At 50.0% G+C, this 13673-nt stretch carries 16 protein-coding genes and 1 pseudogene; 16 read left to right on the forward strand and 1 reads right to left on the reverse strand.

All coding sequences use genetic code 11. The annotated features are described in order from the left end of the window. Window positions 1-12: 12 nt before the first annotated feature. The 11 genes from NYE74_RS10735 to NYE74_RS10785 all read left to right on the forward strand — a co-directional run bounded on the left by NYE74_RS10735 (window position 13) and on the right by NYE74_RS10785 (window position 10944). Window positions 13-459 (forward strand): hypothetical protein, encoded by a 447-nt coding sequence (locus NYE74_RS10735; protein ID WP_036625965.1) that lies wholly within the window; start codon window positions 13-15, stop codon window positions 457-459. 41 nt (window positions 460-500) lie between these two features. Then, window positions 501-992, forward strand: a complete 492-nt coding sequence (locus NYE74_RS10740; RefSeq protein ID WP_036625964.1) for a phage tail assembly chaperone — start codon at window positions 501-503, stop codon at window positions 990-992. A 183-nt stretch (window positions 993-1175) separates the two neighbouring features. After that, window positions 1176-5072 (forward strand): tape measure protein, encoded by a 3897-nt coding sequence (locus NYE74_RS10745; RefSeq protein ID WP_036625962.1) that lies wholly within the window; start codon window positions 1176-1178, stop codon window positions 5070-5072. Between the two features lie 11 nt (window positions 5073-5083). Beyond that, window positions 5084-5725: a LysM peptidoglycan-binding domain-containing protein gene (locus NYE74_RS10750; protein ID WP_036625959.1), complete on the forward strand. Its 642-nt coding sequence runs from the start codon at window positions 5084-5086 to the stop codon at window positions 5723-5725. Window positions 5726-5736: 11 nt separating this feature from the next. Further along, a complete protein-coding gene (locus NYE74_RS10755) occupies window positions 5737-6729 on the forward strand; it encodes an XkdQ/YqbQ family protein (RefSeq protein WP_036625957.1) in 993 nt (330 codons plus the stop codon). Continuing rightward, window positions 6726-7151, forward strand: coding sequence for a hypothetical protein (locus NYE74_RS10760; protein WP_036625954.1), 426 nt, complete (start codon window positions 6726-6728; stop codon window positions 7149-7151). The genes NYE74_RS10755 and NYE74_RS10760 overlap by 4 nt, the downstream gene beginning before the upstream one ends. Continuing rightward, on the forward strand, window positions 7144-7581 hold the full coding sequence (locus NYE74_RS10765; RefSeq protein ID WP_036625951.1) for a DUF2634 domain-containing protein: 438 nt from the start codon (window positions 7144-7146) through the stop codon (window positions 7579-7581). Before NYE74_RS10760 ends, NYE74_RS10765 begins: the two co-directional genes overlap by 8 nt. Next, window positions 7578-8675, forward strand: a complete 1098-nt coding sequence (locus NYE74_RS10770; protein ID WP_036625948.1) for a baseplate J/gp47 family protein — start codon at window positions 7578-7580, stop codon at window positions 8673-8675. The genes NYE74_RS10765 and NYE74_RS10770 overlap by 4 nt, the downstream gene beginning before the upstream one ends. A gap of 28 nt (window positions 8676-8703) precedes the next feature. Beyond that, on the forward strand, window positions 8704-9456 hold the full coding sequence (locus tag NYE74_RS10775; RefSeq protein WP_255310073.1) for a putative phage tail protein: 753 nt from the start codon (window positions 8704-8706) through the stop codon (window positions 9454-9456). Window positions 9457-9466: 10 nt separating this feature from the next. Then, window positions 9467-9856, forward strand: a complete 390-nt coding sequence (locus NYE74_RS10780) for a phage tail-collar fiber domain-containing protein (RefSeq protein WP_036625945.1) — start codon at window positions 9467-9469, stop codon at window positions 9854-9856. Window positions 9857-9867: 11 nt separating this feature from the next. After that, window positions 9868-10944, forward strand: coding sequence for a phage tail protein (locus NYE74_RS10785; RefSeq protein WP_051985696.1), 1077 nt, complete (start codon window positions 9868-9870; stop codon window positions 10942-10944). A gap of 301 nt (window positions 10945-11245) precedes the next feature. Here the strand turns inward: NYE74_RS10785 and NYE74_RS10790 are convergent, their stop codons facing one another. Then, a complete protein-coding gene (locus NYE74_RS10790) occupies window positions 11246-11452 on the reverse strand; it encodes a hypothetical protein (protein ID WP_036625944.1) in 207 nt (68 codons plus the stop codon). A 137-nt stretch (window positions 11453-11589) separates the two neighbouring features. On the opposite strand from NYE74_RS10790, the gene NYE74_RS10795 reads away from it, so the two are divergent. The 5 genes and pseudogenes from NYE74_RS10795 to NYE74_RS10815 form a co-directional block, all read left to right on the forward strand. Then, window positions 11590-11820 (forward strand): helix-turn-helix domain-containing protein, encoded by a 231-nt coding sequence (locus NYE74_RS10795; RefSeq protein WP_036625942.1) that lies wholly within the window; start codon window positions 11590-11592, stop codon window positions 11818-11820. A gap of 134 nt (window positions 11821-11954) precedes the next feature. Continuing rightward, on the forward strand, window positions 11955-12518 hold the full coding sequence (locus NYE74_RS10800; protein WP_155619621.1) for a hypothetical protein: 564 nt from the start codon (window positions 11955-11957) through the stop codon (window positions 12516-12518). 13 nt (window positions 12519-12531) lie between these two features. Next, on the forward strand, window positions 12532-12954 hold the full coding sequence (locus NYE74_RS10805; RefSeq protein WP_036620201.1) for a hypothetical protein: 423 nt from the start codon (window positions 12532-12534) through the stop codon (window positions 12952-12954). 45 nt (window positions 12955-12999) lie between these two features. Continuing rightward, window positions 13000-13482 (forward strand): tetratricopeptide repeat protein, encoded by a 483-nt coding sequence (locus NYE74_RS10810; RefSeq protein ID WP_036620204.1) that lies wholly within the window; start codon window positions 13000-13002, stop codon window positions 13480-13482. Then, window positions 13475-13651: pseudogene (locus tag NYE74_RS10815) on the forward strand (GNAT family N-acetyltransferase); the annotation flags it as partial. The gene NYE74_RS10810 and the pseudogene NYE74_RS10815, both read left to right, overlap by 8 nt. Between the last annotated feature and the right edge of the window lie 22 nt (window positions 13652-13673).

The raw sequence follows: 13673 nt of genomic DNA on the forward strand, positions 1-13673 counted from the left end.
GCTTAAACAGCGATGGCAACTGATGCAAGATATATTTTCCGGGATTGTGTCCCGGACGGGAGTATTGACTTAGCAAATGTACAACCTGGCGAGATCATTCAGCGGTCGTGGTCCTTCCGCGTCAATACACCGCCGGAACTTCAACAGACGCTCGATAACGGCATGTTGGATTTTCGCAACATCCTTCGTGGCTACAGCGGCGAGTTGTATGACGGCGACGGAAACTTTTTGGCGGAGATTAACACCTGGCAGGCGCAGTTTAACATCACCAACAGCGATTATCAGCCCGCCGGGCAAAAGCATACCTGGGCGCTCATGCAAAGCTATACCATGACTCTTACCTTTACAGAGACGGTTATCCGAGATGCTATCTTATTGCAAAAGCTGGTTGATAGCTTGCGGTCGCAAGCACCGGACGCGGTATTCAACTTTACCGGCGTTCTGCGGATTCCCAAATAATAAACCCCGATATTCAACATTAAAAAACGGAGGTAATAACAATGGATAAAGAAAAGCAATTGCAGCCAGAAGAACTGTTGGAGAACGAAACCGACATCTTGCGTGGGCTGCTGGAGGCCGCAAGCGACACGGTCGAAGATCGGAAAACTATTGAAGTTTCCCGCAAAGGCAAGGTCCTTTTCCGCTTTCGTATTCGTCCGTTATCCGAAGAAGAATACAATGCTTGCCGGGACAAGGCCACGAAGTACAAAAAGAATCGTCGCCTGGGCGGAATCAAAATGCCGGAAGACACAGATGCCGCTCGTTATCGGTCTAACCTGATCTATGAAGCAACCGATTCCGAAGACCGCAAAAAGGTCTGGGACAATAAAAAAGCTTGGGAGCAGCTCAATGTCCTTAGCGGGGTGCAACTGATCGACAAAGTTTTGCTACCTGGCGAAAAGGAAGCGATCATCGAACAGATCGACCGGCTCTCCGGGTATGACCTTGATGATGAAGAGGACAACGAGGCTGAAGAAGTTGTAAAAAACTGATTCGGGCAGGAGGAAAAGCAACCCTCCTGCACCACATCTTTCAGCGCCAGGGAAAGCTCCCGAGCGAAATCATGAAGCTGCCCGAAGGTGAGCGGCTTTTTTGTTTTGCCTCCATGTCGATGACCTTGGAAGCCGAAGCCGAAGAACGGCGAGCTATACTGGCGAAACAAAAGGGGTGATCGCATGGCTGAAGAAGTATATCGCATAGAAATACCGGTAACGGTCGAAGATCATTCCGAACCCGGTTTATCTAATGCGGAGAAAAAAGTCAGTCGTTTTGACAAAATTGTTGAGAAAACAAAAAAGCGGCTTGATGGTATGAACCGAAGCCGCTGGCAGCTCGCGATCTATGCCTTGGATCGGGCTTCTAATGTGATCCGGCAAGTTGGATCATATGCCCGGCGCATGGTCGGCGGGACATACCGCATTACTGTACGAGTACTTGACCTTGCCACGCGCCCCTTGCGCGCGATTGTCCGAGGAATGACCTCGACACTTGGTTTACTCGGCCTTGGCGCTAGCGGCGTTGGTGGGATCGTTATACCCATTAGCCTTGCCGATGATTTTTCCCAGGCACAGATTGGCTTTGAAACCATGCTAAAGAGCGTGGGTAAAGCTCAGAAGCTGATGGCGGAAGTGCAGCAATTTGCGAAGGATACGCCATTCGGCCAAAAGGAAGTCATTGAGCAGGCTAAAGGGCTGCTTGTACGCGGATTCGGTGCAGATGAAATTATCCCGATGCTGACGCAGATCGGTAACGTTTCTGCGGCAATGGGTGGGGGTACAGAATCGATAGAGCGGATCGTTTATGCGCTCGGTCAAATGCGTGCCCTTGGTCGGGTTTCTGCCGAGGATATGAATCAACTTACCGACGCGGGCGTGCAAGCGTGGAAGTATATCGCCGAAGGTATGGGGATGTCCATTGCTCAGGTTCGCAAGCTCTCCGAACAAGGCTTACTACCCGCTGATAAGGCTATTCAGCTCATTCTCAAAGGTATGGGCGAATTTGACGGCATGATGAGCAAAACCGCTAATCTGACCGCCCGAGGCTTGGCGGGTCAAATTATGGATGCTTTCAGTATTCAAATCTTGATGCGCTGGGGTAAGGGATTGCAAAGTGCAGTTATCCCCCGACTTCAAAAGGTCAATGAATGGCTGGGTAACAACCAGGACAAGCTCGAACGCTGGGGCGATACTTTGGAGAAAACCGCCAAGGAAGGCGCGGACTGGGTTTTGCGGCGCTTGGAAAATGCCTTCGGCTACATCCAGCGGCGATACTTGGATAACCCGGAATTCAACCGACTGGACTTTGCCGGTAAAATCCGATTCATTTTCAATGACTTGAACAGTCTTTTCATGGAATGGTGGCAAAGCAAGGGCCAGGCTCAAGTTGAAAAGATTTCGGGGAAAATCGGAGCTGCGATTGGCGGCGGGCTTGGCGGGTTTATTATGGCTGCTTTGGGAGTCGCTGATCCTGATAAATTGAATGAATCACCGTTTATCCAAGCGGGCGCGACGGCAGGACACTCTTTTCTTGAAGCGTTCCTCGAAGCGTTTGACGCCGGGAAGATTGCGGAAAAAGCCAAAGAAGCATTCTTGAATATACAACCGACATGGCTAGGCGGCGAAACAAGCAGTCCAATGGGCCAAGCGTTAGCCTTGCTATTTGACGCTTGGATGATATCGAAAATCGGAAAGATACTCAAAGGACCGGCGACAGCTGTTAAAGGGATGTCAAAAGGAGCCCAAACAATTACGCGGTGGTTTAAAGGAGGCTCTTCCGTTGCCGAGACAGCTACCACAGCAGCAGCCACAACCGCAGCGGCCACCCGGACGACCGCCACCGCTGCCGAGACTGCCACGCGCTCACCGTGGTATAAACGTTGGTTCGGTGGCTCTAAAGGCACGACCTCGACACCTTCGACTGTTCCGGCAGGACCGGCGGCAAACCTACCGGAGAACTACCGTCCGGCAGGCAAACAGTTTTGGAATAACATCCCGCTGGATCGCACGTATAGCCGCGACGAAGTTGTAAGCATGGCGAACAGCGGCCAACTTCAACGCTTCAATGAATTGGAAAAGGCGTTCGGTTCTGTCCCAACCCCCAAAACGAGCTGGTGGAAAAGCTTGTTTAAAGGTGGTGGCAAGGGGCTTGGTCTCTTATCCCGAACAGCGGGCAAGCTGGCGCTTCCGTTATCTATCGGCCTGGACGTGGCGAGTATCGCGACCGCTGCCCCTGGGACCGAACGGAATCGTGCCATTGGCGGAGCGGTTGGCGGCTGGGGCGGTTTTGCGGCTGGAGCTGCGGGAGGTGCTGCTGTTGGTTCGGTGGTGCCTGGCCTTGGAACTGCGGTCGGCGGCTTGATCGGCGGCATCATCGGTGGCTTGGGCGGCGGTGCGATTGGCGACTGGATCGGCAGCAAGGGCGAAGAGATTTCAAATTGGTTCAGCTCTACGCTGTGGCCGTCACTGAAAGATGGTGCGAGTGCGACTTGGACTTGGATTTCAGATACTGGTCCGAAATCCATCGCCAAAGGCGTCGGCTTTGCTGTTGGCTATATCGGTGAGACCTTGTTCAATGGTGAATGGTGGAATGAGAAATGGAGCGCGGTGGAAGCCTGGTCCGATGCATCGTGGGAAGGGGCAAAACAAACCTGGAACAATGCTATTTCAGCTATTGAAGCGACAATCTTTTCCGGCGAATGGTGGTCCGAAAAATGGCAAGGCGTGCAGACCTGGGCAGCAAACTCCTGGGAGGGCGCTCAAGAGATTTGGAACAGCGCCCTCAATGCCATAAATAACACGCTGTTCAATGGCGAATGGTGGCAATCGAAATGGGACAACGTCAAAGGCTGGGCCTCCAGCGCCTGGGAGAGTATCAAAGGCGGCTGGGGCAAGTTTTGGGACAAGATCGGCGGTGCCTTTGAGGAAGGTAAGGAAGCCGGTCAGCAAGCCGCCGGAGGCGGTGCGAAAGCCTATGCCCGTGGCGGGTTCGTTACCCGGCCCCATATCGGCCTTGTCGGTGAAGCTGGCCCGGAAGCGATCATTCCCCTTTCGGCAGGCAAGCGCGACCGGGGGCTTGATCTTTGGGAACGTGCCGGGCAAATGCTCGGCGTTCGTCCGTATGCCAACGGTGGGATTGTAGGATCAAGTCTTTCTGGGGCTAAAAACTTCATTGATAAAAATAATGACACCATCGGTTATGGTGCCGGATACGCCGAAGGCATTCATTCATCTTTTAAATCCGTGAGCAATCAACGACAAAAAAGGTACGAAAAGCGGATGACTTCGGCCACATCCGAAGCCGAAAAGATTGCAAGACGTAGCGAAGGCCATGAACTGCGTCGTGCCATTAAGCAAGCTAAGAAATTTACCCGAGTTACCAAGTTGGTGGGCAAATTCGTTCGACCTGTTGGATACGCGATGGATGCCTGGGATATTGTTACCGCCGCGCCAAAGGATCGCGGTCGTCAGATTGCAAAAGTAGCCGGTGGAATTGGTGGTGGTATCGCAGGTGGAGCCGCTGCTGGTGCTTTGCTCGGCACATTCTTAATGCCGGGTGTCGGAACGGCCATCGGCGGCGCGATCGGCGGCCTGATTGGTGCAATGGCAGGCGAAAAACTCGCGACAGGGCTTTATGACAGCATTTTTGGCCGTCGAAACAAGCATAAAAAATATGCGCGTGGCGGCTTTATCACCCAGCCGCATTTCGGACTGGTCGGCGAAGCCGGGCCGGAAGCCATCATCCCCCTTTCGTCTGGAAAGCGGGATCGAGGTCTTGACCTTTGGGAGCGCGCTGGGCGCATGTTGGGCGTTCGTCCATACGCTTTCGGAGGGATCGTTGGCCCTGTAACTGCGCCTGGTGCGCCTGTCTTCGCCCCGGTTGCTCCGATGGCCCCGGGTGGGGCTACGTCGGGGCAGACCATTAACCTGGGTGGCATCCAGTTCTCAATTACAGTGGAGAATGGAAACGGTCAGGGTATTATTGAAGCCATTCGCGAACACGGTGATGAGATCGCCGACGAGATTGCGGAGAAGATCGGCGCACGTCTGGACGAATCGACGAATAACAGCGTGTAGGTGGTGATATCATGGACTTCTATTTGAAAGATGAAACTGGCAAGCGGCTGCATTTCCCAATGAACCCGGAACGCATAACCGCCGCCACCACTGCCCGTATTCAAACGTTTGAAGCCATTGAGCTAGGCGAGTATGCTTTGCCGCGCGGCTCCATGTTGGTGCGTATAACATTTGAGGGTCTTCTGCCCGGTGCGACTCGGAAGGATACGTCACTGGTTAAGTCGTGGCGCGATCCTCGGATCATTGCCGGGGAGTTGTCCGGTTGGCGAAACGCGGGAACGAAGCTGCGGCTGCTAGTGACGGAAACCCCGTTCAATCATGATGTGTACATCCAGACGTTTGAACACACCTGGGCGGGCGGTCATGGGGATATGCGTTATTCGCTGGAGCTGGTGCAGGCAAGGGATATCTTGATCCGTACCGAAGGACAAACCAAATCAAAGTCCATGGCGAAAGCTCTCTCGCCCTCTCGCTCCCTACCTGCATCGGCCAAAACGCATACCGTTGTGGCCGGTGACACACTTTGGGGGATCGCTAAGAAGCATCTCCGTGACGGTGCGCGGTACACGGAAATTTATAATTTGAACAAGGCGTTGATCGGTCCTGATCCTAACAAGATCAAGCCCGGTCAAGTGTTGCGCCTGCCTGGTTAGGGTGGTGCTACATGATCAATATTTCGAAAATCAAGTACGATATTGCCGTTCTTCTACCCCAGGGAGAGCGGCTTTCTTTAACCAACGTCGCTAATGGATTAAGTTGGTCAGAGCAGCCCGGTGAACTGGCAGTAAGCCTGCAATTCCGAATATTAAACCAAAAGCTAGGTGATGGCTGGCTTCACAAAAAGCTCCCCCTTGGAGCTAGGACGCTACTGCGGGCCGATTGGGGCGAGGGCTGGCAAGAGATTAACCAGGGGATCATTTTCGACTGGGAATATGAAAACGATTCAGTCGGCTCTCTTAACGTCAAGTCATACGACATACTGATCTATCTCCTGCGCAGCAAGGATGACCGATACTATCCAAACGGTACGAAGGCCCGTGTTATCGTCGAGGACATCGCCAAAGCCTGGAACATCCCCATCGGGCAGAACGATTTGCCGGACACGGCACTATCGAAACAGGTATTCCGAGGGGATACCCTCGGAGCGATGCTTGATAAGGTGCTGGAGCAAGTAAAGAAGCGCGGCGGACAAAAATACGTCGTTCGCGCAAGCGGCGGTAAAATTAATATCTTGCGTCAGGGACAAAACAAGACGGTATACCGATTTGAGGCAGACATCGTCCGCCGGATGACAGACAAACAGGACATTGAGGACCTCGTTACCCGTGTCAAAATAATTGGCAAAGAAAACAAGGCCGGACGCGCTCCGGTCGTTGCCACCTTGGACGGCAAGACAGAATTCGGCATCCTGCAAGATGTGATCTATCGTGAGCAGTACGATACCGCAGCCGCAGCTAAAGCAGCCGCCCAAGAGGTTATAAAGGAGCGCGGCAATCCGCGAAAACGGCGGACGATTGTCTCCCCTGACCTTCCGTTCCTGCGCCGAGGGGATAAAATCTTTGCCTCGGTCGGGACTATCGAAGGTCATTTTGTTATTGTGGGTATCCAGCACGATGCAGATACCCGCACCATGACCATGGAGGTTGAAGCGATATGAAAGGAAAAGGAGTGAACCGGTTGGCACAAGCGATTGACAACCGGACAGACAAACGGACCGCCGCCCCGCCGTCTATGGATTTAGGCACCATCACAGACGATGGGTTGAAGCTGGACCAGTTCGGGCCAGTCATTCCGCGCAGCGGCTACTTGATTGCAGAATGGATGGTGAACGCTCACTTCCCGACCAAATCCCGAATCTATCGGACGGCCTCGCCTATTGGACCGACCGGCGAGGATACACCGGATACAACCTATTCACAAGAAGCTCGCCTGGACTTTCTTGGAGGCGAAGATGGCGGGCATGTTCCTTCCATGGAGTTGCGGTTTTCCCCTTCTCTTCAGACAGGGGATCGCGTCCTGGTGTTGTGGGTGCGGGACGATCCGGTCGTGGTCAGTAAGGTGGTGCCAGCGGATGACTAACTTGTTTCCGACGTTTGACATGCCTGACCTTGTTGTGGACAACAGCCCCAATACGGTTCAGTATCCAGAAAGTCCGCTATATGACTTTGATGCCGGGGATTATGTCACCGACGGCGCAGGACGGTATGTGATGGCGGACGGCCATACTGCCTGGGCGCAATGGTGTCAAAAGGCAGTGCTAACAGATCGTTTCGCCTGTTTGGCCTACTCAACCGATTACGGTTCAGAGGCGCGTGCTGCCCGACGGCAACCAACGCGGGCAGCGGTGCAATCGGAAATGGAACGATCAATAACAGAAACGCTCCTGGTCGATCCTCGCACCCAAGCGGTGCAGGATTTTGAATTTCGTTTCGAAGGTGATTCCGTATGGGTTGCCTTTACGGTGGTTCCCGTGATCGGGCAGGAGCAACGTTTAGAGGTGAAGATATGACGGAACTCCCTCTTTTTTTACAGGACGAAACCGAAGAGGTTATCCGGGATAGGATGCTTTCGCGGCTTCCAGAAAACTTGGATACATCCGAAGGGTCTTTCTCCTGGGACATACTTGAGCCTGCGGCTATCGAGCTTACATTGGCCGCAGATTGGGCGAAAGAAGTTTTGCGTCGTGTGTTCGTGTCCACCACGTTCGGGGAATATCTGGATGAGAAAGGCGCGGAACGCGGCATCTCTCGCCGTCCCGCCGTTGCCTCACGGTCGTCAGGTGGTGCTGTACAATTTATTGGCGATCCCGGCGCATCTGTCCCAGCGGGATACATTGTAACAACGGAGGCAACGGATTCGAGCCCGGCCATTTTGTACCGGGTGCTAACGGCTATCACCTTGTCCGACAAACGAGAGGGGATTACCGATGTTGAGGCTGTGGAGCCAGGTCGGTCCGGGAACATCCCGGCGGGAGCGATCCGTCACCTGTCTGACCCGCTTCCCGGTATCAAGTCAGTGACCAATTTAAAACCCATCGAAGGCGGCGCAGACATTGAAAGCGACGATTCGTTGCGCGAGCGTTACTTTCTGGATGCACGAACGCCACCAGGCAGCGGTAACCGAACGGATTACGTGCGTTGGGCCTTATCGGTGCCGGGGGTCGGTAACGCGCTATGTATCCCATTATGGGATGGTCCCGGCACCGTCAAGGTGGTGCTGCTTGGTCAGGATGGACAGGCGGCTCCTGCTGTAGTTGTGGAGGCGGTTGCCGAGCATCTGACCACTGTTGCGCCGGACGTAGCCTTGGTTACGGTTATTCCGGCAAAAGAAATACTGATCGATATTTCCGTGACCGTTTTGCTTGCCTCAGACTCCACTGTCGATCAGGTAAGACGGATGATCGAAGACGGTGTACGCAATTATTTAAAGGGGCTAGCGTTTCGCGATCCGATTGTACGGTATGCCCGGATCGCAAACATTATCCTGGACATTCCACTAATCCTAGACTACCAAAATTTTCTTGTATCTGGCGGCCAGGAAAATATTGAGGTTGTCCAGGGCGATGTGGCTGTACTAGGGACGGTGAACGTGCGTGAGGCTTGACGAGATGATAAGCCGACGTGGTCCGATCATGCTCGGGTATTTACAGCGACATTTTTATAGGGACTCAAGACGCATGTTAGAGATTCTGGACACTGTCGGGATCGAACTAGATGGTGTTTGGTTTACCTTCGATGACATCCTAGATCAATGTTTCATTGATCGAGCTACCTGGGGGCTTGATATATGGGAGGAAGAGCTTGCCCTTAAAACTAACCTTACCGATAGCTACGAAGTACGTCGCTCACGGATCAAAGCAAAACTTATTGGCACAGGCACATTTACAAAACAAAATATTCTGAATCTCGCGAACGCATTCAGTAGAAAAAAGAACGCTAAGTATCTGCCATTATATGAGCAATACGCTTTTCAATTAATCTACGAAATCGGCGACCTGATTAGCTACGGTGATCTAAAGGCTGCTTTTGAACTGGTAAAACCAGCCCATCTTGCTTTACTGGTGTATATAGTTGCACACTTCGAAATTCATAATTCCATCCGGCAAGTATCCCGCCTACGCCTCCATTGTCGAGTTCCCTTTTTTGGGGGACGGCCATGGTACTTGGATGGCCTGCAACAACTCGACGGAAGCGTGAGCTTGATAGGCTGGACTGGAGAACGACAGCGGAACCGCCAACGGCTGGAAATCAGGACATCACGACACATTGAGAACAGACAGACTGGAATAGTGAAGGTCCGGCAAAATTACTGGACGCTGGACGGTAGCGTTACGCTGGATGGTAGCCGCCTGTTGAGCTCCCAGGAAAATATACTTGAGGTATAGGAGGTAGAACATGGCAGATCAAGTATGGACCGTCACCACGGCATATGCACGGGAACAAATGGCCCGTGCAAGGGCAGAAGGGACAGCCCTGACGAAGGTGGTTAAAATGGCTTTTGGGAGCGGCGGAGTAGATCAGGCCGGTAATCCCCTGCCAGTGGATGGGACGGAACAAACACTGAAGCACGAACTCCTTGTGAAGGACATCTCCAGCTATGAATTCATTGCTCCCGCAACAATTCGGTACATCTGTTCTCTAGCCGAGAATGAGTTGGCCGGGGCAAAAATTAATGAGCTTGCGCTTGTCGATACTGCTGGCAAATTTACCGCAGTTCGTACGATGACCAACAAGGAAAAGGATGCAGATATGGAGTTCATTTTTGAGATTGACGATATCTATTAAGGAGGGAGAACATGGATATCAAAGAACCACGAAAATTTGTTCCTACGGACCAGGGACATGCGGACGTGCTGAACATCCCGATAACGACATTATATGAGAATGATCAAGAGCTGGCCGCCCAAGTAGAAAGCATCCGTTCAGACCCGGCAGGCAATGGGGTAGTTCCGAAAGAGGCTTTCGATCAGTACAAGCAAGAGACACAGACGCAGATTAACACGGCTTTGCAAACGGCAAAGGATTATACGAAGGACTATGCAGCTCCCAAATCGCACACTCACCCCACATCTGACCTGCCAAGTGCCAGCACGCAAACTCGCGGTATCGTGCAGCTTAATACATCTACGAGCAGCACGGCCACGGACCAAGCTGCTACACCGAGCGCGGTCAAGGCGGCTTATGACGCAGCAAATGCGGCGGCTGCAGCAGCTGCGTCGGCCCAGAGCAAATCGGATGCTGCCAGCAACGCCGTAGGCCCGCTGACATCTTTGCTCACATCACAAAAAGGCAGTGCGGTGGCCGCAATAAATGAGATTTTTCAATCTGGGGTTGACGCAAAAAATCAAATTGTGGGCGCCGTCAACTCCAAGCTGGGTGTGGGAGCGTCCACAAGTGACCCGTGGGCTACAATAGCCCAAAAGATCACAGGCTCGAAAGCGGTACGATCTATCTTCGGTTTTGGATCGTCTGTGGAGTGGGGTATGCAAAGAAATGCTGGATACGCAAGTGCAAATTACCCTCCAAGTTATGATAGGGTTGAGCTAGATTTAGGCTCCGGGGCCGACACTAAAGATTGTTATCTATATACCCTAACACCTATAGACCTTACTGGCGTGACACAAATCTATTGCCTCGGCGTACAGCAAATCAACAGATTGGGTAGCGACATCGCTAGGGTGGTTGTTGACCCGGTGCAGCACGGAAGTTACAGCGGAGGGACTGTCGTCGCTTCAAGTGATATAGAGTTTCATGGTAGTGGATATCAGCTAGATGCTAGTATATATACAAGATTAACTGGTCGGTACTATCTAAGAATACATGCCAGAGGGACGTCGGGAAAATTGTGGCTATATAAGATGTTGCTTGTATAGTTGCTTGATGCTGACGACGAATAGGCGTATTTATCCTTATAACCGTTTGACCTTGACAAAGCAATGGAGCGTTGAAATAATGGTGTAAAGAACCATTAAAGGGTGGTAAATATGAAGAAAAGCCGCTATCTCGATTATGTAAAATTCGACAACTTAATCGTACCAATTCTGTTTATGGATTCCGACGATTATATCAAGTTAGTCGGAGAGTCGGCAGCGGGCCGAGTGGAAATTATCCATAAGCAGAAGCAGCGCCGAGCATAAGAAAAGAGGGACCGCCCCCACGGCCCCCCTCTCTTGCCTAGCTTTTCTTGCGTTGCATCTTGCTGTACGACTCGTAGGCTCGTTGCTCTTCGGTAGTCAATTTAAAAGCTTCGATGATTGCGGCTTCTTCTTTTCGGAACATCTCCCGCGTGATACGCCCCGTTGCCATTCGATCCCGGGCAACTCGTAGGAGATGCTCTTTTTTTTGAAGCTTTCTAAAAGCTTCATACACCAGTTTATCCATCTTGTTCTCACCTCCTTTCGATACTTTAATTATATACGAATATCGTTATATTATCAACGAATATCGTAAATAATGTACGATATTCGTTGATATATTTATGATTAACGGATATAATATGATCAAAGGAGATGATGACATTGCTTCGTTTGAAATTGGATAAACTGTTGTTTGATCGACGATTGAATGCGAACCAACTGTCAAAGTTGACAGGGATTCGTTATCCGACAATTTTGGATATGGAGGCAAATAAGTCAAAAGCCTGGTCGCCTGAAAACTTGAATAGAATTATGATCGCACTGGATTTAGACAGCGTTGAAGAGCTAATCGAATATGTAAAAGAAGAAAGCACAAATAGCCCCGGAAATTAAGTCCGTGGCTATTCTTGTTTTATCCGCTTCGGATACCTAAAAACAATCGTAATTTTTGCCAAAAATCTTGAGAAGTTTTGTCAAAAATTTTGCGCGGCTACAGAAGAGGGCAGTTTAATGGAAGTAAAGAGAATATGGAATTGAGGAACCGGGTGGAGTTGTTCTTATATCATTATTTTGAATCAAGTCACGGACCGTTCAGGAATTTGTCAGGGTTAAGTATGGAAGATGCTGAAGATGTCATGCGAAACCTTAAAGAGAAGGGCGTATTCGCGAGCCAAAGGTCGGAGGATTATTTAACAGTTAGGAGAGATTTAGAGAATAGGGCTCGCAAGATGTTTATTCAGAAAGGCGGAAAACCCAGGAGCCGTTTTCCCCATTATTTGACGTTAGGTCCATGTGAATGGCTTAAAAGTTGGTATAACGAGGCCAAAGAAGTAATAATCCCATTGGATGATATCGATGAGGATACTATTAGTTTCACCTATGGTGATTTGTTTCCAACCATGAGGTTTCTGGATGGGAAGCCATACCGGGAACAAGTATATACGAAACGTGAGATATTTTTGATTATTGAACAGTACGGGTATCCCCAGCAATGGAATAAGGATGGCAGTAAGGGACCGGAAAGGTATATCGAGGTTCAGCTTTGGGATGAAGAAATAATACAAAAGTACATTAAGAAAAACGGTATGTGAAAAGGAGAAATCTATGCCAAATACATTAGAGCAAGACATAATATCAACATCAGAAAGCTTCACCAAAAATTTTGAAGATAAAGGAAATTTCAATTTTAGCATTGAAAGCCTACATGATGTAGATGATCTTCTTGATGAACTATGCGATTTTGAATTGGATGAAGAACATTTGGATTCAGTCTCTTCTATGGTAGGATGTTATATTTTCGAAGTTGCTAGAAGGAACTGCGGCGGGAAGTACTATTGGGTGCAAGATCGAAAACAACCGATTCTAATTACGGGTGAACCGGATTTTTCAATTTCATTATTAGCTTTTGATAAAGTGAGGGGAAGAATTCTAAATGGAACAGAAGATAATATCCCTTTTTACTTTAATGGTTATGTCGAGGCGGTTAAAAAGGGCAAAGAAACAGGATACTGTGCAACGATTGTTTGAACTTGCCGGACTAAAGGGGAAAATAATCGTAGAGGATGAACATTAATGAACGAGTTGGAAAAAGCCATAGAACTCAGGCAAAGCGGAAAATTGGAAGAAGCCAAGTCATTGCTGCTTGATTTGATAGCGCAAGATCCTAAGAATCCGTCCGTTTGGTACCAGTGTGCTTGGGTACATGATGCTGCGGGACAAGAAAGGGAAGCGGTCCCGTTTTACCAGAAAGCCTTGGAGTTGGGACTCCAAGGAGAGGAAAGACAAGGAGCATTATTGGGTTTGGGAAGTACGTATCGAACACTTGGAATGTACCAACAGTCCGAGAAAATATTTGAAGAAGCGATAAAAGAATATCCGGAATCAAAAGAGTATCAAGTCTTCCTGGCAATGGTTAAATACAATCTTAAGGAACACAATGCTGCAATGGAAATTTTATTAAGTTTATTGGCTGAAACAAGCAGCGATAAAGGGATTCAAACCTATAGGAGAGCCATTCAATTTTATTCAAACAAGTTAGATCAGGTGTGGGAATAGGATCATGGCAGCCATTAGGGAATACTTGCAGGACAATGCACCGGAAAAATCATTTGTAGGCTTATTTGCATCCCAAGGTAAAGAGCCATTCTACAATAAATATGGTTTCCATAAACATGACGGAATGACGGGAATGTTCGGCGTTATTCATGAAATTGAAATAAGATGACGTTATTGCATAAATCTAAAAA

The sequence above is a fragment of the Paenibacillus sp. FSL P4-0127 genome, from assembly GCF_038007325.1.
Lineage (GTDB): Bacteria > Bacillota > Bacilli > Paenibacillales > Paenibacillaceae > Fontibacillus > Fontibacillus macerans.

What these genes read in the sequence shown, in the direction of transcription:
- NYE74_RS10735 (WP_036625965.1), top strand. Translation starts at nt 13, where the DNA reads ATGGCAACTGATGCAAGATATATTTTCCGGGATTGTGTCCCGGACGGG.
- NYE74_RS10740 (WP_036625964.1), top strand. Translation starts at nt 501, where the DNA reads ATGGATAAAGAAAAGCAATTGCAGCCAGAAGAACTGTTGGAGAACGAA.
- NYE74_RS10745 (WP_036625962.1), top strand. Translation starts at nt 1,176, where the DNA reads ATGGCTGAAGAAGTATATCGCATAGAAATACCGGTAACGGTCGAAGAT.
- NYE74_RS10750 (WP_036625959.1), top strand. Translation starts at nt 5,084, where the DNA reads ATGGACTTCTATTTGAAAGATGAAACTGGCAAGCGGCTGCATTTCCCA.
- NYE74_RS10755 (WP_036625957.1), top strand. Translation starts at nt 5,737, where the DNA reads ATGATCAATATTTCGAAAATCAAGTACGATATTGCCGTTCTTCTACCC.
- NYE74_RS10760 (WP_036625954.1), top strand. Translation starts at nt 6,726, where the DNA reads ATGAAAGGAAAAGGAGTGAACCGGTTGGCACAAGCGATTGACAACCGG.
- NYE74_RS10765 (WP_036625951.1), top strand. Translation starts at nt 7,144, where the DNA reads ATGACTAACTTGTTTCCGACGTTTGACATGCCTGACCTTGTTGTGGAC.
- NYE74_RS10770 (WP_036625948.1), top strand. Translation starts at nt 7,578, where the DNA reads ATGACGGAACTCCCTCTTTTTTTACAGGACGAAACCGAAGAGGTTATC.
- NYE74_RS10775 (WP_255310073.1), top strand. Translation starts at nt 8,704, where the DNA reads ATGCTCGGGTATTTACAGCGACATTTTTATAGGGACTCAAGACGCATG.
- NYE74_RS10780 (WP_036625945.1), top strand. Translation starts at nt 9,467, where the DNA reads ATGGCAGATCAAGTATGGACCGTCACCACGGCATATGCACGGGAACAA.
- NYE74_RS10785 (WP_051985696.1), top strand. Translation starts at nt 9,868, where the DNA reads ATGGATATCAAAGAACCACGAAAATTTGTTCCTACGGACCAGGGACAT.
- NYE74_RS10790 (WP_036625944.1), bottom strand. Translation starts at nt 11,452, where the DNA reads ATGGATAAACTGGTGTATGAAGCTTTTAGAAAGCTTCAAAAAAAAGAG.
- NYE74_RS10800 (WP_155619621.1), top strand. Translation starts at nt 11,955, where the DNA reads ATGGAATTGAGGAACCGGGTGGAGTTGTTCTTATATCATTATTTTGAA.
- NYE74_RS10805 (WP_036620201.1), top strand. Translation starts at nt 12,532, where the DNA reads ATGCCAAATACATTAGAGCAAGACATAATATCAACATCAGAAAGCTTC.
- NYE74_RS10810 (WP_036620204.1), top strand. Translation starts at nt 13,000, where the DNA reads ATGAACGAGTTGGAAAAAGCCATAGAACTCAGGCAAAGCGGAAAATTG.